The 23,767-nt window shown below is 63.9% G+C and carries 3 protein-coding genes; all 3 read right to left on the bottom strand.

All coding sequences use genetic code 11. The features are described from left to right. Positions 1-48: 48 nt before the first annotated feature. From PS14A_RS08645 to PS14A_RS08635, 3 genes are read right to left on the bottom strand one after another with little or no spacing between them, the layout of a single operon-like run. On the bottom strand, positions 49-12,363 hold the full coding sequence (locus tag PS14A_RS08645) for a non-ribosomal peptide synthase/polyketide synthase (RefSeq protein WP_212615762.1): 12,315 nt from the start codon (positions 12,361-12,363) through the stop codon (positions 49-51). A 13-nt stretch (positions 12,364-12,376) separates the two neighbouring features. Further along, on the bottom strand, positions 12,377-20,200 hold the full coding sequence (locus tag PS14A_RS08640; RefSeq protein ID WP_212615761.1) for a non-ribosomal peptide synthetase: 7,824 nt from the start codon (positions 20,198-20,200) through the stop codon (positions 12,377-12,379). Further along, the gene (locus PS14A_RS08635) at positions 20,197-23,598 is read right to left on the bottom strand and encodes a non-ribosomal peptide synthetase (protein ID WP_212615760.1); all 3,402 of its coding nucleotides are present in this window, start codon (positions 23,596-23,598) and stop codon (positions 20,197-20,199) included. The genes PS14A_RS08640 and PS14A_RS08635 overlap by 4 nt, the downstream gene beginning before the upstream one ends. Between the last annotated feature and the right edge of the window lie 169 nt (positions 23,599-23,767).

The raw sequence follows: 23,767 nt of genomic DNA, 5'->3' as shown, positions 1-23,767 counted from the left end.
CAATAGGACGGGCGCGCCTGGGCAGCGCCCGCGCAAAAGGCCGGGCGATCAACCCACCCGAGCCATGCAGTGCTCGATCAACGCTTCAAGCTCGCGCTGGTAATCGCTCATCAGCGCATCCATGGTGCCGGCGCGGTAACGCTGACTGCTGTAGATGCAGCGCAACGCCAGTTGCCCGTCATAGACCTGGCCGACGATTTCCAGCCAGTTGCCCAGGTTCGCCTTGAGGCTGTAGTTGTCGCCGGTCTCTTCCAGTGCCGGCACCAGCAACGCCTGTTCATCGAAGCTCTGGTCGAACTGCCCGAGGTAGTTGAAGGTCACCCGTGCCTGCGGCAATGCAGCCAGTTGCGCCGAGATTTCCGGCCCGGCCAGATGACGCAGCACGCCATAGCCGATGCCCTTCTGCGGTACGCCCGCCAGTTGCGCCTGCACATCGATGATCGACTGGCCGATGTCGTCGCCGTCCGGGCGCAAACGCACCGGGAACATGCTGGTGAACCAGCCGAGGCTGCGGCTCAGGTCGATCGATTCGAAGAGGTCTTCGCGACCGTGACCTTCAAGCAGAATCAGCGCCGACGGTTGCTGACTCCAGCGGCACAGCGCGCGGCTGAGCGCTGACAACAGCAGGTCGTTGATCTGCGTGCCGTACACCGCCGGGGCCTGTTTGAGCAGTTGTTCGGTGTGCTCCCGGGACAGCTTGAGCCGTGCCTGCGCCTGTTGCCGCACGAGGTTCTTGCCGCGCGGGTTGTCGCACGGCAGATCAACGCCGGGCTGATCCAGTTGCTCCAGCCAATAGCTCAATTCCTGCTCGGCAATCACCGGCGCCTGCGCCTGCAATGCCTCGGCAAACGAACGATAACTGCTGGTGCGAATCGGCAGTTGCGGCGCCAGCCCCTGCACGCAGGCCTCGTAAGCGACTTTCAGATCGTCGAGCAGAATCCGCCACGACACGGTGTCGACCACCAGGTGATGAATCACCACCAGCAACCGCGCCTGACCATCCGGCAACGCCACATGCATGACCCGCCAGACCGGCCCGTCATCGAGTTTGAGGCTGCGCTGCGCGAGGTTGGCCAAGGCTTCGACCTCTTCGCTGCTTTGCGCTTCGCGGCGCCACAGCACAGCCTCGTCGGAGGCGCTGGTGCTGTAGCGCTGCAACCAGCGCCCGCCGTCGTTGGAAAAACGCAGGCGCAGCGAATCGTGATGTTGTTCGATCAAGCCCAGCGCCTGTTCCAGTGCATCGAGATTCAGCGGCTGACGTGCGCTGAGCAGCAACGACTGGTTGTAGTGATGCGCCTCGGCCATGCCTTCGGCGAAGAACCATTGCTGGATCGGCAGCAAATTGAACGCGCCCTCTGCGGCAACCTGAGTCAGGTCAGGCGACGCTTGCCCGGCGCCCTCCTTCGCCACTTGCTGCTCGAGAATGCCGGCGATGGTTTGATAGCGCATCAGATCGCGCAGCTTCAGCTCCATTTGCAGCGTCGGGTGGTTTCGCACCCGCGAGATCACTTGCAGGCTGAGGATCGAATCGCCGCCCAGTTCAAAGAAGTTATCGCTGATACCGACCTGCTCGACCTGCAACACCTGCGCCCAGATTTCCGCCAGCAGGCGTTCCTGCTCGGTGCGAGGGGCAACATATTCGTCGCTTTTGAACTCCGGCTCCGGCAGGGCCTTGCGATCGAGTTTGCCGTTGGGCGTAACCGGGAATGCGCTGAGGCAGACGATCTGCGCCGGCACCATGTATTCCGGCAGCGAAGCGCGCAGCCCGGCCTTGAGTTCATCGCCGATATCATCACCCGTGGCGGTGACCACATAACCGATCAGTTGCTTGCCGGAGGCATTGTCGCGGGCAATCACCAGCGCATCGCTGACCGCTGGCAACTGACGCAGGCTGGCCTCGACTTCGCCCAGCTCGATGCGGAAGCCGCGCACCTTCACCTGATGGTCGATGCGTCCGACGTAATCGACCACGCCGTCCGCGCGACGGCGCACCAGATCGCCGCTGCGGTACAGGCGCTCGCCGGGCGCAAACGGGTTGGGCACGAAGCGTTCGCCGGTCAGGTCGGGGCGCCCGTAATAACCGCGAGCGACGCCGTAACCGCCGATGTACAACTCACCGGCAAAACCCGGCGGCAGCGGATTCAGATCGTCGTCGAGCACGTACAGCGAACGCGCACCGACCGCGCGGCCGATCGGCGCGTACGCCGCTTCGCAGTGCTGGCTGATGGCGACTTTCCAGAGCATCGGCGTGACCACGGTTTCGGTCGGGCCGTAGCCGTTGGTGAAGTATTGCGGACGCAACGCGGCTTTGACCTGTTCGAAGGTCTGCTCCGGCACCGCATCGCCACCGAAGCAGTAGATGCGCACCGGAGGCGGTGCAATGCCGCTGGCGGCTGCGTACTCGGCGAGTTGCTTGAGATAGGCCGGCGGGAAGCAGGCGATGGTCACGCCGTAATCGTGCAGGGCCTGATAGGTCTGCTCCGGCGTCCACAGACAACCGTCGCGAATCACCAGACGACCGCCGCTGTACAAGGTACTCAGCCAGCGTTCATGGGCACCGTCGAAAGCGAACGACATGAAGTGCAACTCGCAACTGCTGGCGTCCATTTCGTACAACTCGGCAATGGCCTGGCAGTGCATGCTCAGCGGTCCCTGCGTCACGGCCACGCCTTTCGGCCGTCCGGTTGAACCGGAGGTGTAAACCAAGTACGCCAGGCTCTGCTCGTGAACATCGCAGACCGGGGCCGCATCGCTGTAAAGACTGCGATCGAGTTGATCGATTTCCAGACGCCGCACGCCGTTAGGCGTCGGCAACGTCGCGCGCAGGCTGGTTTGCGTCAGCAGCAGGGCCATGCGCGAATCTTCGATCATGTACGCCAAGCGCTCGGGCGGATAATCGATGTCCAGCGGCACGTACGCCGCACCGCTCTTGAGCACGGCGAGGAAGCTCACCAGCATTTCCAGCGAACGCGGCAACGCCACGCCGATCACCACTTCCGGCCCGGCGCCGTGGGCGATCAGGCACTGCGCGAGACGATTGGCCTGCCGCTCCAGTTCGGCGTAGCTCAGGCTTTCGCCGGCGCATTGCACCGCGATCGCGTCGGGCTGCTGTTGCGCATGACGGCTGATCAACTCCGGCAACAGGCGAGGTTCATGGCGGTGCGCCGGCTCGGCGCTCCAGGCCTGCGCCGCTTGCCATTGTTCGGCGGACAGACGCTGTAAGTTGCCCAGCCGCTCATACGGCGCGGCCATCATCGCCGCGAGGGTGTTTTCCAGGGTCAGACGAATGCCATCTACCGCCTCGGCGCTGAAGTGGCTGCGCAGGTACAGGTACTCGATCGACAACTCGTCGCCGAGCATCACCGCAAGGTCCATCGGCACGTTGGTCACGCCGTGGCCGATGGATTTGCCGAAGGTCAGCTCGGTGTCGGTTTCTTCCTGCAAGCGCTCGTCGATCGGGAAGTTCTCGAACACCACGATGCTGTCGAACAGCGCCTGACCACCGAGGTTCGACCAGCGCTGCACATCGGCCAGCGGTGCCTGGGAGTAATCGCGAATGTCGAGGTTGTAGGCCTGCACTTCACCCAGCCAGTCGGCCAGACGCTGATCGGCCTGCGGCGTCTGAATGATCGGCAAGGTGTTGATGAACAGGCCGAGCATGTTGCCGACGTTCGGCAGGCTTTCCGGACGCCCTGATACGGTGGCGCCGAAGGTCACCGTTTGCTGGCCAGTGTAGCGTTGCAACAGCAGCAGCCACGCGCCCTGGATCAGCGTGTTGGGGGTGATGCGCAAATCGCGGCAGAACTCCAGCAGGCGTGAGGTTTGCGCTTTGTCCCAGTTCGAATAGATAGCATCGTGACCGGTAACGTCGGCGCTGTGACGCGGGTGCATCGCCTGACTCAGCGCGGTCGGTTCGTTGACCACCGCCAGACGCGCCTTCCAGAACAGCTCCTGCGCGTCCTGATCCTGTGCCTGCAACCAGGCAATGAAGTCTCGATAGCGGCCGTTTTCGCCAGTCACCTCGCCCGTGGAGTAGTACTGCAAGACCTCGCCGAACAACCGCGAACTGCTCCAGCCGTCCATCAGAATGTGGTGGCTGGTCCAGATCATCTGGTACTGCTCATCGCCCAGCTGCAACAGGGTCACCCGCTGCAAACGCGCCTCGGCCAAGTCGAAGCCCAGCGCGCGATCAGCGCTGGCGAACTCGGCAATCGCCGCCTCGCTGCAGTCCTGCTCACGCCAATCGAGCACCTGCATCTGCAGCGGCGCCTGGCGATGCACCACCTGCAGCGGTTTGGCCAGGCCGTCCTGCCAATGGAAACTGGTGCGCAGGATCGCCTGACGCACAATGATGAATTCCCAGGCCCGGCGGAAACGCTCAACGTCGAGGCCCTTGATCGGCAGGCTGACCTGTTGCACGTAAAGGCTGCTGCCGTTATCCGACAGGGTGTGGAAGAGCATGCCTTCCTGCATCGGCGACAGCGGATAGACGTCTTCGATCAGCTCCGCCGGTACCGGCAAGGCATCGAGCTGCGCCTGATCCAGTTGCGCCAACGGGTAGTCGCTGGCGCTGGCGGATTGCGCGTCTTCAAGCGAAACCACTGCGGCCAGTTTCTGCACCGTCTGCTGCTGGAACAGGTCTTTGGGCGTGAAGCAAATGCCCTGCTGCCGCGCGCGGCTGACCAGCTGGATCGAGATGATCGAATCACCGCCGAGGGCGAAGAAATTGTCGGTCACGCCGACCTGCTCGATCTTCAGAATGTCCTGCCAGACCTCGGCCAGTTGCTGCTCCAGCGCCGTCGATGGCGCGACGTAATCGCGTTGTGCCTGGCTGGCATTCGGTGCCGGCAAGGCCTTGCGATCGAGTTTGCCGTTGGGTGTCAGCGGCAACTGTTCGAGGAACAGCCACTGCGCCGGCACCATGTAGTCCGGCAGATGCGCCTTGAGCGCGGTTTGCAGCGCAGTGCTCAGCGCGTCCAGTTGCGCGGGGCTTTGATCGGCCTCGGTCGGGACCACATAAGCCAGCAGTTGCTGGCCGCCAACGCCGTCGACCGCCAGCACCACGCCTTCGCGCACGCTGGCCTGGGCCAGCAGACGCGCTTCGATTTCACCCAGTTCAATACGGAAGCCACGCACCTTGACCTGATGGTCGATGCGGCCGACGTATTCGATACGGCCGTCGTCCATGAAATGCGTCAGGTCGCCGGTGCGGTACATACGCTCGCCGTTGCTCGCCAACGGGTTGGGCACGAAACGTTCGGCAGTCAGGCCCGGGCGCAACAGATAGCCACGGGTAATGCCGTCACCGGCCAGATACAGCTCCGCTGCGATGCCGAGCGGTGCTGCCTGCAATTGCCCGTCGAGCAGGTACGCGGTGGTGTTGCGCAGTGGCCGGCCGATATTGGCCTGACCGCCGGGTTCGCGACGGGTCCAGGTCGAATACGTGGTGTCTTCGGAAGGCCCGTACAGATCGTAAACGTGGGCGACCGAAGTCTCGCGGTACAGCGTGTCGACCAGCGCCTGCTTCAGCGGCTCGCCGGCCAGATTGATGATGCGCACGCCCGGCGGGATCTGGCCGATGCGTTGCAACGCGGCAATCGCCGACGGCACGGTGTTGATCAGGCGCACCTGATCACGCTCGGGCAAGTCCGCCAGCTCCAGAGCATTGCGCGCCATGACCATGGACCCGCCGCGCGCCAGGGTGACGAAAATCTCCCACACCGACAGGTCGAAGCACACCGACGTCGAGGCCAGCACGCCCTGCAGATCGTCCTCGCTGTAGACCTCGGCGGACCAGTCAATCAGCGCCTGTACGTTGCGATGGGCGATGGCCACGCCTTTCGGTTTACCGGTGGAACCAGAGGTGTAGATCACGTAGGCAAGATTGGCCGAGTCGGCGCGCGCCGGCAGGTTGTCCGGTGCTTGCGCGGCGAACGCCTCACCGCCGGCCTCGACCAGCACTACTTGCGCTTCGCTGGACGGCAGTTGCGCCAGCAGCGCTTGCTGGGTCAGCAGGACTTTCGCCTGGCTGTCATCGAGCATGTAGGCCACGCGGTCGGCCGGGTAGTCCGGGTCCAGCGGCACGTAGGTGCCGCCGGCCTTGAGCACCGCCATCAGGGCGATCACCAGTTCCGCCGAACGCGGCATCGCTACGCCGACGCGCACTTCGGCGGTGACACCCAGCGTCACCAGATGCCGGGCCAACTGGTTTGCGCGGCGGTTCAGTTCGCCGTAGCTCAGGGCCACGCCGGCATGACTCAACGCCCGTGCCTGCGGATGCGCTGCGACCCTTGCTTCAAAGCTCTGCGAGATCAACCGCTCGGCCGGATAAGCGGCGTGATTGTCGTTCCACTGCGCCAGCGTCTGACGCTCGGCCAGCGGCAGCAGACCGATCTCGCCGAGTGCCCGTTGCGGCGCCTCGATAAATAGCTCCAGCACCTCACGCAGATGCGCGGCCAGAGCAAGCACGCTGCGTTCGGCAAAGTGTTCGGTGAGGTAGTTGAAATCGAGGTTGAGCACTTCGCTGGCGCCGGCAATCAGGGTCAGACCGTAGTTGGTCTGCTCGCGATGCTCCAGACCGGAAAAACGCAGCCCGCCCGGATTGGCCTCCAGCGCTTCGGACACCGGGTAGTTCTCGAACACCAGCAAAGTGTCGAACAGCGCTTCGCCACTCAATGCGGCCAGACGCTGAATGTCCTGCAACGGCGTCTGTTCGTAGTCGCGCAACAGCAGGTTCTTGTCCTGCACGCTGCGCACCCAATCGCCGACGCTGAGGCTGGCCTGCGGGCTGGCGATCACCGGCAAGGTGTTGATGAACAGGCCCAGTTGCTCCTCGATGCCCGGCAAATCCACCGGCCGCCCGGAAACCGTGGCGCCAAACGCCACGGTGGCCTGGCCGGTGTAGCGCTGCAACACCAGCAGCCACGCGGCCTGCACCAGACTGTTGAGGGTCACCTGTTGCTGACGGGAGAAGCTGTTCAGACGCTGGGTCAACGCTTCATCGAAATGCAGACGATGCATCCGTTTGCCCGGCCCCGGCACGGTGCGTCCGTGACAAGCCGACGCCAGTCGGGTCGGCTCGTCGAGTTCGGCCAGTTGCCCGCGCCAGAAGTCCTGCGCGGCTGCCTTGTCCTGGCCTTGCAGCCAGACCAGAAAATCGCGGTAGCGGCCCTGTGCGCTCGGCACCGGCTGGCCGGCGTAATCCTGCAGCACCTCGCCGAACATCCGCGAGTTGCTCCAGCCATCCATGAGGATGTGGTGGCAGGTGAAAATCAGTCGATGGCGATCGTCGGCAGTGCGCAACAGGCACAGGCGCAGCAGCGGCGGATTCTGCAGATCGAGCCCGCGTTCACGGTCGGCCTGCGCCCGTGCTTCAAGCACCGCCGGCAGATCAGCGGCATCGCGCACATCGATTTCCGGCATTTCCAGGGTCAGTTGGCGGTTGATCACCTGCAACGGTGCATCGAGGCCCTCGCGGCCCCAGATGAAACCGGCGCGCAGCACTTCATGGCGATCGACCACCCGCTGCCAGGCTTGCTGGAACCGCGCAACGTCGAGGCCGTCGATGTCCAGCAGCATCTGATAGACGTAGGCGCTGGCGTCCGCATCGTACAGGCTGTGGAACAGAATGCCCTGCTGCATCGGCGCCAGCGGATAGATGTCCTCGATGCGCTGGGCGGCAATCGGCAGGCTGTCCAGATGCGCCTGGGACAAACCGGCCAGCGGCACGTCGGACGGCGTGAGGCCGCCCGCATGGCTGAGGCAGTGGTCGATCAATTCGTTCAGTGCCACTTCGTAGGCGCGGGCAAGAGCGGCAATGGTCGCCTCCTCGAAGACGTCGCTGCTGTAGGTCCAGGTCAGGCTCAACTGGCCCTGATAAACCCGGCCATCGATGGTCAGCCAGTTGGCCATCGGCGCGCTTTCGTCCTGACCGGCGCCCTTGTCCTCGGTGGCCGGCCGCCACAAGGCGTCTTCATCGAAGTTGTTATCGAACTGGCCGAGGTAGTTGAACGTCACCTGCGGTTGCGCCAGTTCATGCAACGCCGCTTGTGCGTCGGCGGTGCCGAGATAACGCAGCAAGCCATAGCCGATGCCCTTGTTGGGGATCGCGCGCAGTTGCTCCTTGATGCCTTTGATCGAGCTTTCCAGGCTGGCGTTTGGTGTCAGGCGTACCGGGAACATGCTGGTGAACCAACCCACGGTGCGGCTCAAGTCGATGTCATCGAAGAGGTCTTCGCGACCATGGCCTTCGAGCTGCACCAACGCGCTGTCGCTTGCGGTCCACTCGCACAGCACCCGCGCTAGTGCGGTCAGCAGCAGGTCGTTGACTTGAGTGCGGTAGACCGCCGGAGCCTGTTGCAGCAATTGGCGGGTACGTTCGGCGTCCAGTCGCGTGTCGACGCTGCGTTCGAAGCGGTTGTTCAATTGGCCCTGCGGATTATCCAGCGGCAAACCGAGCGGCGCGTCGCGCAACTGCTCGCGCCAGTAGCTCAGTTCGCTGCCCAGCGCCGCGCTGCGCGCATGCTCTTGCAGGCGCAAGCCCCAATCCTTGAACGCGCTGGTCTTGGCCGGCAGATGCACGCGCTGTCCGCTGCTGATCTGCTGATAGGCGTTCTGCAGGTCTTCCAGCAGGATTCGCCACGACACGCCATCGACCACCAGGTGATGAATCACCAGCAGCAGACGCTGACTGGCGTCCGGCAAATCGATCAGCGCCGCGCGGATCAGCGGGCCGTTGTGCAGGTCCAGGCTGCGTTGCAGGTCCAGGCACAGCGCTGGCAATGCCGCGCTGTCGTCCAGCGTGAAAGTGCGTAACAACGCTTGTGGCTGATCCGCCGCGCCGTGGCTTTGCTGCCAGCCCTGCTCGGTTTGGCGATAACGCAGACGCAAGGCGTCATGCTGCTTTTGCACCTGCGCCAGGGCCTGTTGCAGCGCCGCGGCTTGCAGGGTTTTCGCCGGGGTCAGCAGGATCGACTGGTTCCAGTGATGCCGCGCCGGGATGTCGCTGTGGAAAAAATACTGCTGGATCGGCGTCAGTGGTGCGTCGCCAAGCACCTCGCCCTGCTCCGTCTGCACGGCGTCGCTTTGTTGCGCGACGGTGGCCAGACGCTGCACGGTCTGATGCTGAAAAATGTCCTTGGGCGTAAAGCGAATGCCGGCCTGCCGCGCGCGGCTGACCACTTGAATCGAAATGATCGAATCGCCGCCCAGCTCGAAGAAATTATCGTGAAGCCCGACCCGTTCGACCTTGAGCACGTCCTGCCAGATCTCCGCCAGACGCTGTTCCAGTTCGCTGCGCGGCGCCGCGTAGGCTTCTTGCACCTGGGCAACATCCGGCTGCGGCAGTTGCTTGCGATCGAGCTTGCCGTTGGCGGTCAGCGGCAGTCGGTCGAGGAACGCCCAACTCACCGGGACCATATAGTCCGGCAGGGTTTCGCGCAGATGCGCCTTGATCGAATCGCGCAGCGCGCCCTGCTCGTCCGCGTTCAATGTCTCGACGGGCACGACCCAGGTCGCCAGTTGCTGACCGCTGAGGCCGTCCACCGCCAGCACCACCGCTTCGCGTACGTGTGGATGCTTGAGCAGTTGCGCTTCGATTTCACCGAGCTCGATACGGAAACCACGAATCTTCACTTGATGGTCGATACGGCCGATGTACTCGATCACCCCGTCGCCGCGCAGGCGTGCGAGGTCGCCGGTACGGTACAGACGCTGGCCGGCCTTGCGATTGAACGGATCGGGCACGAAGCGCGTGGCGCTCATGCCAGCCTGATTCAGATAGCCACGGGCCAGACCGGCGCCAGCGATGTACAACTCGCCGATGCAGCCTTGCGGTACCAGGTTCAGCGAGCTGTCGAGCAAGTACCACGACAGGTCGACAATCGGCGCGCCGATCGGGCTGCTGTGATTGCTCTGCAGATCCGCGAGCGACAATGGCCGGTAAGTCACGTGCACGGTGGTTTCGGTGATGCCGTACATGTTGATCAGCGTCGGCGCGCGGTCGCCAAAACGCTCGAACCACGGGCGCAGATTCTGTACTTCCAGCGCCTCACCGCCGAACACCACGTAACGCAGGGCATTGCTGCGGCTCGACTCGCAGGCGACCTGCATCAGTGGTTTGAACGCCGACGGCGTCTGGTTCAACACGGTGACATTTTCATCGCACAGCAGCGTGTAGAAATCCTCCGGCGAACGGCTGACATCGTGCGGCACCACCACCAGTTTGCCGCCGTACAACAGCGCGCCGAAGATCTCCCACACCGAAAAGTCGAACGCGTAGGAATGGAACAGTGTCCAGCTGTCCTGCGGGCCAAAATCGAACCAGTGCGCGGTGGCGCTGAACAGGCGCATCACGTTGCCGTGCGGCAGCAAGGCGCCCTTGGGTTTGCCGGTGGAACCGGAGGTGTAGATGACATAGGCCAGATTGTCCGGCGTGGTCAGGCATGGCGGGTTACTTGCGATGCCATGCTCCGGCGTTTGATTCAGATCGAGGCAGATCAGCCCCGGCGGCAGCGGCAATTGCCCGAGCAAATGCCCCTGGGTCAACAGCAAGTCAATGCCGCTGTCGTCGATCATGTAGCCCAAGCGGTCATCCGGGTAGCTCGGGTCCAGCGGCACATAGGCGCCGCCGGCCTTCAGCACCGCGAGAATGGCGACGATCATGTCCAGCGAACGCTCCACCGCCACGCCGACGCGCACGTCCGGGCCGACGCCCTGCTCGATCAGCGTATGCGCCCACAGGTTGGCGCGGTGATTGAGTTCAGCGTAGGTCAGGCGTTGCCCGGCACAGCTCACCGCCACCGCATCGGCATGCCGCTCGGCCTGGGCCTCGATGGCTTGCTGGAGGCACTGCGTCAGCGGTTGTTCAATCAGCGACGGATTCCATTGCGCCAACAGCTGTTGCTGCTGGGCTGCATCGAGCATTGGCAACTGGCCGATACGCTGGCTCGGCTCGGCGACGATCGCTTGCAACAGCGCGGTCCAGTGTTGCGCCAGGCGCTCGATGGTCGCGGCGTCGAACAGGTCAGTGGCGTACTTGAGCACCGCTTCGATGCTGTGGGCCTGTTCGGTGGTGTTGAGGGTCAGGTCGAATTGCGCGGTCTGGCTCTGCCATTCCAGCGGTTCGATGTTCAGGCCGTTCAGGCGCGTGGCGACGCTCGCACGGCGCTCGGCCTGGTGGTTGAACATCACCTGGAACAGCGGACTGTGGCTGAGGCTGCGGCCCGGTTCCAGCGCTTCGACCAGTTGCTCGAAGGGCAAGTCCTGATGCGCCTGCGCCTCCTGCGCCGTCTGTTTGACCTGACGCAGCAGTTCGATAAACGGCAGTTCTGCGTCGATGTCCGCCTTGAGCACCTGAGTGTTGACGAAGAAGCCGATCAGGCGCTCGATTTCCACCCGGCCACGGTTGGCCACCGGCACGCCGACACGGATGTCGCTTTGCCCGCTGTAGCGATGCAGCAAGGCCTGAAACGAAGCCAGCAGCAACACGAACAGGGTGACGTTTTCCTGCCGGGCAAAGGCCTTGAGGGCATGACTCAGCGCCGGGTCGAGAATCAGGTTGTGGCTGGCGCCGGCGAAGCTTTGATCGACCGCGCGCGGGCGATCCAGCGGCAGTTCCAGCACCGGTTGTTCGCCGCCGAGTTTTTCCTGCCAGTAGGCCAGTTGGCGCTCCTGCTCACCGGCCTCCATCCAGTGGCGCTGCCACAAGGCGTAATCGGCATATTGAATCGGCAGGGCCGGCAGACCGGCGTCGTGACCGAGGTTGAAACCGGCGTAGAGCTGCACCAGTTCCTCGATCATCACTTGCAGCGACCAGCCATCGGAAACGATGTGGTGCAGGGTCAGCACCAGCACATGGTCATCAGGGTTGACCTGCAGCAGCGCGGCACGCAGCAACGGGCCGTGCTGCAGGTCGAAAGTCTTCTGGCTCTGGGTCTGAACGAAAGCCTCGATCGAGTGCTCCGGGTCATTCGCCAGATCAGCGCTCAGGTGATGAATATCGAGGGTAAAAGGTCCTGCGGGCAGGACCACTTGCAAGGGTTGCGCGCTGTCTTGAGAGAACACCGTGCGCAAGGTTTCGTGGCGCTCGATCAGCGCCGCAATGCTGCGTTCCAGTGCCGGCACATCCAGCGGCCCCTGCAAGCGCAGGGCCGTCGGAATGTTGTAGGCCGCGCTGTGCGGTGCCCACTGCCAGAGGAACCACTGGCGCTGCTGAGCGTAGGACAGCAGCAACGGCTCTTCAGCCGTGCGCTTGAAAACCGGGGCAATGTCAAAGAGGTTGACGCCTTTCTGCTTGAGCAGAACCGCCAGAGCCTTTCTTTGCTTAGCCGAAAGTTGTCCTACCGACTCGATTAACTCTTGCACGCGTTTTTCCCTCTCAAGAAATCAGTTTTTCCAGATCATCGAGGGATAGACGTTTGAGGGCCTCCAGTGATTTAGCCAATTCATCCTGAACGGGCGACATTTCGACGCGCAGCGCTTCGATCCGCGCGCAGAAATCCTTGAGCGTGTCGGCCTCGAACAACGCCTTGAGCGGCACCTTGTCGCCCAGACGTTCCTGCACCCGGGTCACCACCAGCGTGGCCAGTAACGAATGGCCGCCGAGCTGGAAGAAGTTGTCCGCCAGCCCTACCCGCTCGACTTCCAGCACCTCCTGCCAGATCGTCGCGACCTCCCATTGCATATCGCTTTGCGGCGCCAGGTATTGCTCCTGCGTCGGGCTCTCGCCCAACGCCATCAGCGCCTTGCGATCGAGCTTGCCGTTGGGCGTCAGCGGGATCGCGTCGATCAGGTGCAGATGCCCCGGCAGCATGTGCGCCGGCAAGCGGCTGACCAGCGCACTGCGCACCCGCTCGGCCAGCGTCGTCCGCTCGCTGTCCGGTGCGGCGACGAGGTAGGCATGCAGGTGTTTGCCTGCGGCGCCGTCCTGCGCCAGTACCACCGCCTCACGGATATCGTCGAGTTCCAGCAGGCGTGCTTCGATCTCGCTGAGTTCGATGCGGAAGCCGCGAATCTTCACCTGATGGTCGGCGCGACCGATGTACTCGATGTTGCCATCGTCGCCCTGGCGCACCAGATCGCCGGTGCGGTACAGGCGCTCGCCGTTGCTCGCGTAAGGATTCGGCACAAAGCGTTCGGCGGTCAGCGCGGCACGACGCAGATAGCCGCGCGTCACCCCGGCACCAGCGAGGTACAGCTCGGCCGCCACGCCCTCGGGCAGCGCCTGCAACTGACTGTCGAGCAGGTAGGCCACGGTGTTGTCCAGCGGCCGGCCAATGTTCGCCCGGCCCTGCGGGGTGCGCAGGGTGAAGGTCGAATAAGTGGTGTCCTCCGACGGCCCGTAAAGATCGTAGACCTGCTGCACCTGAGTGCTGGCATAGAGGCTGTCGACCAGACCCTGCTTGAGCGGTTCGCCGGCCAGATTGATGGTTCCGACCGATGCCGGAATCTGTCCGGCCCGTTGCAACGCGGCAATCGCCGACGGCACGCTGTTGATCAGCGTGACCTGCTCGCGCGCCGGCAAAGCCGCGAGCGCCAGGGCGTTGTCGGCCAGCACCAGACAGCCACCGCAGGCCAGCGTGACGAAGATTTCCCACACCGACAGATCGAAGCAGATCGACGTCGAAGCCAGCACACCGCGCAAATGTTCTTTGCGATAGACCGCCGCCGACCACTGAATCAGCGCCGACAGATTGCCGTGGCTGATGGCTACGCCTTTCGGTTTGCCGGTGGAGCCGGAGGTGTAGATCACGTACGCCAGATTGTCTGCCGCGAGATTAACCAGTGGCGCAGTGGCCGGGTATTCGCTGGCGACGTTCTCGTCCACCAGCAGCACCTGCGCACTCAAGGTTTCGGGCAGCATCGCCAATGCCGCCGGCTCAGTGAGCAGCACCGCCGCGCGGCTGTCGTCGAGCATGTGCAGCAAGCGTTCCTGCGGGTAATCCGGGTCCAGCGGTACGTAGGCGCCACCGGCCTTGAGGATCGCCAGCAAGCCGACCAGCATCTGCGGCGTGCGGCGCATGCACACGCCGACGCGCACTTCCGGCCCGACGCCCATGCCTTGCAGCTTGTGCGCCAGACGATTGGCCCGGGTATCGAGGTCTTGGTAAGCGATGGACTGCTCAGCGAACAGCACCGCGTTCGCCTGTGGCTGTCGCTGCACTTGCGCGGCGATGTGCGCGAGCACCGTGCGATGATCCGGCGCAATCACCGGCGCCTTGCCCCACTCGATCGCTTGTTGCCGTTGTGGCTCGGCGAGCAGTTGCAGCGCGCCCAGCGGCTGCCCGGCGTCGGCGAGGAACTGCTCGAGCAGGCCTTGCAACTGCGCACTCAACACGCGGATCGCTTGAGCGTCAAAGCTGGCCTGATCGTAGCTCACGCCCAGACTCAGCTCGCGGCCGGTGACCGCCACCAGCGTCAGCGGATAGTTGGTCTGCTCCTGCCGGCGGATTGCCGAGAACTTCAGACCCGTCTGCGGGCCCTGCGCCAAGGCCTCGGCCATCGGGTAGTTTTCGAACACCAGGATGCTGTCGAACAACGCCCCGGCGCCCGTACCGGCCCAGCGCTGAATGTCATACAGCGGCGTGTGTTCGTGCTCGCGCAAGGCCAGGTTGAGCGCCTGCACCTGTTGCAGCCATTGATTCACAGCGATCTCGGCCGACGGCGCCGCCACCACCGGCAAGGTGTTGATGAACAGGCCGATCTGCTGCTCGACGCCCGGCAAATCGGTTGGCCGTCCGGCGACCGTCGCGCCAAACGCCACGTGATCCTGGCCGGTATAGCGCTGCAACAGCAGCAGCCATGCCGCTTGCACCAATGTGTTGAGGGTGACTTTCTGCTCGCGGGCAAAGCGGTTCAGTTCGGCGGTCAGCGGTTCGCTGAACACATGCTCGTGATCGGCATAGCCGTTCGCCGCGTGCCTGACCGGCATGGCACTGGCCAGTCGCGTCGGCTGTTCAAGGTCCGCCAGCGCTGCGCGCCAGAACTGCCGACTGGCTTGCTGATCGCGCTGGCCGAGCCATTCGATGTAATCGCGATAACGCCCCTGCCCTGCGCTCGGCGTGATGCCGGCGTAGCGTTGCAGCACTTCGCCGAACAACTGCGAAGTGCTCCAGCCGTCCATCAGGATGTGATGGCAGGTGTAGATCAGGTGATGAGTGTGCTCATCGGTGCGCACCAACGTCACGCGCAACAGCGGTGCGTCGAGCAGATCGAAGCCGTTATGCAGATCTTCAGTGGCGAGATGATCAAGTGCTGAATCCAGGCCGGCGCGACCGCGCCAGTCCTGCACCTGCCACGGCATCTGCACGCGGCTGCGCACCACTTGCACCGGCGCGGCGGCATCCTGCGGCCAGACGAACGCCGTACGCAGAATATCGTGGGCTTCGAGGGTCTGCTGCCAGGCCTGGCGGAAGCGCTCGGCGTCGAGCTGCTCGACGTCGACGCGCAGCTGATTGGTGTAAGCCGGACTGTCCGGCTCGTTACGACTGTGGAACAGAATGCCTTGCTGCATCGGCGACAGCGGGTACAGATCGACGATGTCACGCGGCGCCATCGGCAATGCCGACAGCTGCGCCTGGGTCAGGTTGGCGAGGTTGAAATCCGAGGGTGTCACGCCACCTGTGCCGCTCGCGCAGCAATGTTCGATCAGGCGTTCCAGTTCGCGGCGGTAAGCCTCGGCCAGCGCCTCGATGGTCTCGGCGCGGTACATGCTGGTGCCGAAGGTCCAGGTCAGTTCCAGCTCTCCGCCGAGAACCTGACCGTCAACACTCAGCCAATTGCCCAGCGGCGCCTGCCCATCCTGATTGGCGCCGGTGCTGTCAGCGCTTGGCAGGAACAACGCGCCCTGCTCGGCGCTGAACGCGCCGTCGAACTGACCGAGGTAATTGAAGGTCACCCGTGGTTGCGCCAGCGTCTGCAACTCGGCTGCACGCGTGAGGTAACGCAGCACGCCATAACCGATGCCTTTGCCCGGCACAGCGCGCAGTTGCTCCTTGATCGCGCACAGCGACGTAGCGGGATTGGCCTGTGGAGTCAGGCGTACCGGGAACAGGCTGCTGAACCAGCCGACCGTGCGGCTCAGGTCGATGTCGTCGAAAAGGTCTTCACGACCATGGCCTTCGAGCTGGATCAACACCGACGGCTGCTCGCTCCAGTCACACAACACCCGCGCCAAAGCCGTCAGCAACAGGTCGTTGATTTGCGTGCGGTACGCCGCCGGGGCGACTTTCAATAGCTTGTCGGTCAGTGTCCGGCTCAGGCGCGTACTGGCGCGCGCGGCCTGAGCGCGGGTCTGGCTGTCCTCGGCAAAATCCCGTGGCAGTGACGCGTCGCCGGCCTCAAGGGTTTGGCGCCAATAAGCGCTTTCGGCCGCCAACGTGTCGCTCTGCGCATAACGGTGCAACTGCCCGGCCCAGTCGTGCATCGAACTGCTTTTGCCCGGCGACGCGAGCGCCGTCCCCGCCGCCAATGCCTGGTAAGACTGCTGCAAGTCCTCCAGCAGAATGCGCCACGACACGCCGTCGACCACCAGGTGATGGATGACCAGCAACAGACGTTGCTCGGCATTCGGCAAAGTGACCAGCACAGCGCGCAACAGATGCCCGCGTTGCAGATCGAGGCTGCGCTGTGCCGCGTCGGCCAGCGCTGGCAAAGCGTCGAGGCTGTCCAGTTCGCGCAGCCAGAGCCGTTCGGCATCGCACTGAGTCTGCGGCAACGCCTGCCAGCTATCGCCCGACTGAACGAAACTCAGGGCCAAGGCCTCGTGCTGTTCCACCAACGCTGCCAGCGCCGTACGCAGATGCGCGGCGTCCAGCGCCAGGGTCGGTTGCAACATCACCGCCTGGTTCCAGTGCTGGCGCTGGGCAATCGGCGTGTCGAAGAAGCGCATCTGGATCGGCAGCAACGGCAACGGCCCGCGTGCCACAGGTGCGGCGACGGCAGCCGGTTTGGATTCGATCAGTCTGGCGACGGCGGCCAGTTGGCCGATGGTCTGTTTTTCGAACAACTGCTTGGGGCTGAGCTTGATGCCCTGGCGCTTGGCCCGGGCGATGATCTGCAAGCTGAGGATCGAGTCGCCACCCAGTTCAAAAAAGTTATCGCTGCTGCCGACCCGTTCGAGCTTGAGCACTTCGGCCCAGATCGCGGCGAGTTTTTCCTCGATCTCACCGACCGGCGCGACGAACTGCTGGCTGACCACGCCGGGCACTGGCAAGGCACGCTTGTCGAGCTTGCCGTTGGCGGTCAGCGGCAGCTTTTCCAGCAACACTAACTGCGCCGGCACCATGTAATCCGGCAGCCGCGCCTGCAATTGCTCGCGCAGATCCTGCGCCTGCACCTTCGCGCCCACTGCCGGCACGCACCACGCCAGCAGTTGCAGGCGCGCCGGATCGTCATCCAGTGGCAGCGCGAGCACGGCGGCTTCGCTGACACCGTCGAGGCTGAGCAACACCCGCGCGACTTCCGCAGGCTCCACACGGTAGCCGCGCACTTTGACCTGATCGTCGGCACGACCGATGAATTCCACTGCCTGCTCGCGGTTGCGGCGGACCCGGTCGCCACTGCGGTACACCCGCGCGCCGGGGTTCCCAAACGGATCAGGCAGGAAACGCTCAGCGGTCAGCCCCGGCTGATTCAGGTAGCCAAGGGCAACGCTGTCGCCACCGATGTACAACTCACCGGCAACCTGATCGGCTACCGGGTTGAGCACATCGTCGAGCACATAGACATGAGCACCGGCCAGCGCTGCGCCGATCGGAACACTGCGCGCCTGGGCGGCGAGTTCTTCGACCTCGTGGGTCAGCACGCCCACGGTGGTTTCGCTCGGGCCATAGTGGTTGATCAGACGACAGCCCGGTTTCAGTTGCTGCACACGCTCGACCAGCGCCGGCGAACAGGCTTCGCCGCCGACGATCAGTGCGTGTTCCGGCAGCACATCGGCAGGCTTGGCCGCCTGCAACAGCGCGGCGAGATGCCCGGGGACGATCTTCAGCACGCCAACGCGATGGCAGGCCATGTATTCGGCAAAACGATCCGGGTCGAAGCCGAGTTCTTCCGGCAACACATGCAGCAGTCGGCCCGAGCACAACGCACCGAACAGCACGGTGAAGCCAAGGTCGGCGGCGATGGTCGAGACCAGCGCCATGCTGGCCTCGGGCGCCGGCGCCAGACGTTCGAGTACGCCGCGCACGTAACTGCCCAGCGCGCCGTGGCTGACCAGCACGCCCTTCGGTTGCCCGGTGGAACCGGAGGTGTGAATCACGTAGGCCGGCGACTGCGCATACAGCGTCAGTTCAGGCGCGGACGTCGGCAGTGACTGCCATTGCCCCGGTGCAAACTCCAGACCCTGACAGCCCTCACCCGCCAATTCGCTGACCCGCACATCGCCTTCAGCACCGATCAGCGCCCGCGCCTGCGCAGCGCCGAGCATCTGCTTCAGGCGCGCGCTCGGCGCCTTGACGTCGAGTGGCATGTACACAGCGCCAGCCTTGAGAATCGCCAGCAGGCAAGTCAGCCAGTCCAGCGAACGTTCCAGCAGCACCGCCACCGGATCGCCGACATTGACGCCCTGCGCTCGCAAATAATGGGCGAGACGATTGGCCTCCTCATCCAGCGCCTGGAACGTCATTGTCTTCTGTAAATCACGAGCCGCCAGCGCCTGCGGCTGCCGAGCCACTTCACGCGCCCAGTGTTGCAACACCGTCAACGCCGGTTCGCGTTGGCTGGCAAGCGCAGCAGGCCGTGGTGTGGCAACCATGTGCAATGGCGCCTGCGGCGAGTTGAGCAACTGGGTAAACAGATCCAGCAACATCGGCACAAAACCGGCGACCGTTTCCGCCCGATAGAGATCGCTGGCATAGGTCATCTGACCGTGGATCAGTGCGCTGTCGTCGGTGATGTCCAGGGCCAGATCGAAATGCGTGCCGTCCTTGGCCAGCGGATATTCACTGACGGTCAGGCCGGGCAAGGCCATCGAGCGCTGTTTCTGCATGCCGACGTTCTGGTTGAACTTGGCCTGGAACAGCGGGTTGTGGCCCAGGGTGCGTTCGGCGACCAATTCGTCGACCAGTTGCTCGAACGGCAACTCCTGATGTGCCTGTGCGCCGAACGCCGCTTCTCGCACCTGCGCGAGCAAATCGGCGAAACTGCCGCGCTCATCGACCTGGCAACGCAGCACCTGGGTGTTGACGAAGAAACCGATCAGCCCCTCGACTTCGGCGCGGCCACGGTTGGCATTCGGCACGCCGACACGAATGTCGCGCTCGCCGGCCAGACGCGAAAGGAACAGCGAGAACCCGGCCAGCACCAGCATGAACAGGCTGATGCCCTGGCTGCGCGCAAAAACGTTGAGCTGTTGCGACAGGACGGTGCCGAAATCAAAGCTCAGGGTCTGTCCTGCAAAGCTTTGCGTCAGCGGTCGGGCAAAGTCCGGCGCCACTTCCAGCAGCGGATGTTCGTCGCCCAATTGCTGACGCCAGTAGTCGAGCTGGCGTTCACCCTCGCCGGCCTCCAGCCAGCGCCGCTGCCAGATCGCATAGTCGGCGTATTGCAACGGCAGCGCCGGCAATTGCGGCTCGCGCTGCAGGCTGAACGCCTGATAGCACTGCACGAATTCCTTGACCATGACGTCCATCGACCAGCCATCGGAGACGATGTGATGCATGCTCACCACCAGCACGAACTCATCGTCGGCCAAAGCAAACAGGCTGGCGCGCAACAGCGGGCCGTGGCGCAGATCGAACGGTTGCGCGGTGACGTCTTGCACGTGTTGCGCGAGCAGTTCTTCGCGCTCTTGCGCGGCGATGCCGGTCAGATCGAAGCGTTCCAGCGCAATACTTTGTTGCTCGAGAATCAGCTGATGCGCTTGATCGCCGTCGGTGTGAAACACCGTGCGCAAGACTTCGTGGCGCGCCAGCAGATGATCGAACGAGCGGCTCAGGGCCGACTCATCCAGCCGGCCTTTGAGACGCAAGCCAGCGGCCATGTTGTATGCCGCGCTGTGCGGTTCCAGTTGCCAGAGAAACAGCAGGCGTTGCTGGGCGAATGAAAGGGGAATCTGAGCGCAGTCGTGGCGGCTGACCGGCAGCGGCAACAGGCTGAAATCCTTGCCCTCCTCGCGCAGCTTGGCGAGAAACAGCCGACGCTGTTCCAGCGGCAGGCCGACGAACCTTTTTGCAATACGTTCCGCCATCGTGCCGCTCATACTTCTTCTCCTTGCAATGCATTCATGAACTGATCCAGGTCGGACCAGTCGTCGTCGCCGCTCGTCTCGGCCAGTTGCCCGAGCACCTCGGCGAGATCCGCCAGCAGCGGTTTTTCGAACAGGCTGCGCAGCGGCAGCACCACGCCCATCTGCTCCTTGACCCGGGCAATCACCTGCGCGGCCAGCAACGAATGGCCGCCCAGTTCAAAAAAGTGATCGTCCAGGCCCACACGCGGCACGTGCAGCACCTCGGCCCAGACCTGTGCCAGACACTGCTCGGCCGGCGATTGCGGAGCGCGGTAATCGCCCTGCAACTGCGCCGGATCCGGCGTCGGCAAGGCCTTGCGGTCGAGCTTGCCGCTCGGCGTCAGCGGCAGGTTCGCCAGCAACAGCAGATGCCCCGGCACCATGTAATCCGGCAGGCTGGCTTGCAGCACGGCCCGGGTCTGCTGGCGGAACGCCGTTTGCGTTGCCGTGCTGGCAAGCACCGCAGGTTCTGTCACCACGTAAGCGACCAGTTGCGCTCCACCTGCGAATGGCACCGCCAGCACCACTGCCTCGCGAACGCCCGGAGATTGCTGCAGGCGCGATTCGATCTCGCCCAGTTCCATGCGGAAACCGCGAATCTTCACTTGATGATCGACCCGGCCGACATATTCCAGCGCGCCATCGCCGCGCAGCCGCGCACGGTCGCCGGTGCGGTACAGGCGCTGGCCGTCGGCGAAAGGGTCGGCGATGAACCGCTCAGCGCTGAGGCTCGGCTGACGGTGATAACCGCGCGCCAGCCCCGGCCCACCGATGTACAACTCGCCCACCGCGCCTTGCGGCAGCAGGTTCAGATCATCGTCGAGCACGTACAGGCGCCGCGCCGCCAGGCCCTTGCCGATCGGCATGCCGCGCCACGACACGTCCTGCGCGGTCAGCGCGGTGCAGTCATGGATCGTCGAGACCACCGTGGCCTCGGTCGGGCCGTAGGTGTTGAGCAGGCGCACATGGCCGAGCCCGGCCTGTTGCCACAAGCGCAAACCGTCCACCGCCATGGCTTCGCCGCCGACGTGAATCTGCCGCAGCGCGCCGAAACTTGCCGGGGGTTTCGCCGCGTATTCTTGCACCAGCCAATACCAATAAGCCGCCGGCAGGTCGGCCAGGGTGATGCGCTGATCGACGATGACCTGATGCAAAGTCGCGCTGTCCCACAACGGCGCGTCGCGCATGACCACGCTGGCGCCGTGGCACAGCGGTGGGAAAAACTGCTCGACGAAGCCATCAAAACTGCTGGTGGCGAATTGCAGAACACGGTCGCCTTCGCGCAGATCGCTGTAGTCGATGGCGCGGGCGATGAACTCGCTGAGCGCGCCATGACTGACCGCCACGCCTTTCGGCCGCCCGGTGGAGCCAGAGGTGTAGATCACGTAAGCGAGGTTGTCAGCCTCGACCGTGACCGGCAGGTTGTCGCTCTGCTCGCTGTCGGGCAATTGTTCCAGACACAGGCACTCGATGCCATCCAGTGGCGGCAGCTTGGCGAGGCTTTGCTGATCACTGAGCAACAGTTGCAAACCACTGTCAGCGAGCACATGGCGCAAGCGTTCGGCCGGGGTTTGCGGATCCAGCGGCACATAGGCACCGCCAGCCTTGAGCACCGCCAGCAGCGCCACCGCCAATTCCAGCGAACGCCCCAGCGCGACGCCGACCAGCACGTCCGGGCCGACACCCTGTGCGCGCAACTGATGGGCCAAGCGATTGCTGCGGCTGTTGAGTTCGTCGTAGCTGAATGCCCGTGAAGGCGCGGTGGCCAACAGCACCGCCGGCATTTGCGCAGTGCGTGCGACTTGCGCTTCGAACAGGCTTTGCACGCTAGTGAAACGAGGCGCTGGCGCGGTGGCCTGGATCAACCCGTGGCGTTCGCTGTCGGCGAGCATCGCCACTTCGCCGATCAACTGCTGCGGATCGCGGCACACCGACTGGAGAATGTTGCGCCAATGCCCGGCCAGCGCGGCAATGGTTGAGGCATCAAAAATATCCGTGGCGTACGTGAAGGCGGCGAACAGTTGCTCGCCCTCCTCGCGGGTGTCGAGCATCAGGTCGCTGGTGGCCGCGTGTTGCCGAGCGCTGCCGGCCAGTTGCTCTTCGCTCAAGTAACCCACGCGCAAGCCTGAAGCGAGTTGCACCTGATGCAAATCGGTAACCAGCGGCTGGTGGTTGAACATCACTTGAAACAGCGGATTGTGGCTCTGGCTGCGCGCCGGTTGCAGGGCTTCGATCAAGGCGTCGAACGGCAGATCCTGATGGGCCTGGGCGCCGAGGGCGGCCTGGCGCAGATTGTGAAGCAACTCGGCGAATGGCGTTTGTGCAGTAACCGCGCTGCGCAGAATCTGCGTGTTGACGAAGAAACCGATCAACCCTTCGGTTTCACTGCGGGTGCGGTTGGCAATCAGGCCGCCGACACGAATATCGGTCTGGCCGCTGTAGCGATGCAACAGGGTCTTGAACGCCGCCAGCAACACCACGAACAAGGTCACGCCCTGACGCTGGGCAAGGTTTTTCAGTTCTTCGCGCAGAGCTGCGTCGATCACCGTTTCCAAGCGTGCGCCTTGATGGCTGGCTTGCGCCGGATAAGCGCGGTCGGTGGGCAATTCCAGCACGGGATGTTCGTCGCCCAGTTGCGTGCGCCAGTAGTCCAGTTGCCGCTCGCGCTCACCGGCCTCCAGCCAGCTGCGCTGCCACAGCGCATAGTCGCGGTAATGCACGGTCAACGGCGCCAGCGTCGGTTCACGCCCGGCGACCTGCGCGTCGTAAGTGCGCATGAATTCGTCGATCAGAATGTTCATCGACCAGCCGTCGGCGATGATGTGATGCAGGGTCAGCAGCAACACATGTTCCTGCGCGGCCAGGCGCAACAGCCGCAGGCTCAGCAACGGGCCGTTGTGCAGGTCGAAGGCCTGGGTCGCCTCGGCCATCATGTGCTGCTGCGCCAGCGACCAGCGCTGGGCTTGGGGCAACTCGCTCAGGTCAGTCACGGGCAACTTCAGTGGCTTTGGTTCGGCCACACGCTGGAAGGCCCGCTCGCCGTCCTGGCCGAAGGTGGTGCGCAAACATTCGTGGCGCGCCGCCAAACGGCTGAAGGCTTGCTCCAATGCTTCGACTTGCAGATCGCCCTCCAGACGCACCGCCATCGGCAGGTTGTAGGCTGCGCTGGTCGGCTCCAGTTGCCAGAGAAACCACATGCGCTGCTGCGCGTAAGACAGGCCGTCACGCTCGGCGATGCCGTCGCAGGCGGTCATGGGAAGCTGCGCAAAATCGATGCCTTCGCGGGCCATGCCGGCTAAGAACAGACGGCGTTTGTCCTGAGGCAATTCGATAAAGCGGCGGGCTAGTTTCTGTGCGTCTGCGGCATTCATGCTTGGAGTCCTTGCTGATCGGCGGCGTGACCTGGAGACCCGGTCGTATCAACAAGAACGAATGGCCCGCGTGACGATTTAGCGCGCCAGCGGCAATCACGGCCCGACGGTACAAAGGCCAGACAGACAAATGCCGAAGCCGGTACATGACCGGATTCGGCATTTGAGT

It is taken from the genome of Pseudomonas sp. 14A (genome assembly GCF_018132745.1).
Taxonomy (GTDB): domain Bacteria; phylum Pseudomonadota; class Gammaproteobacteria; order Pseudomonadales; family Pseudomonadaceae; genus Aquipseudomonas; species Aquipseudomonas mercuritolerans.
Note: the sequence above shows the minus strand (reverse complement) of the source record. Positions and strands in the feature narration are given on the sequence as shown.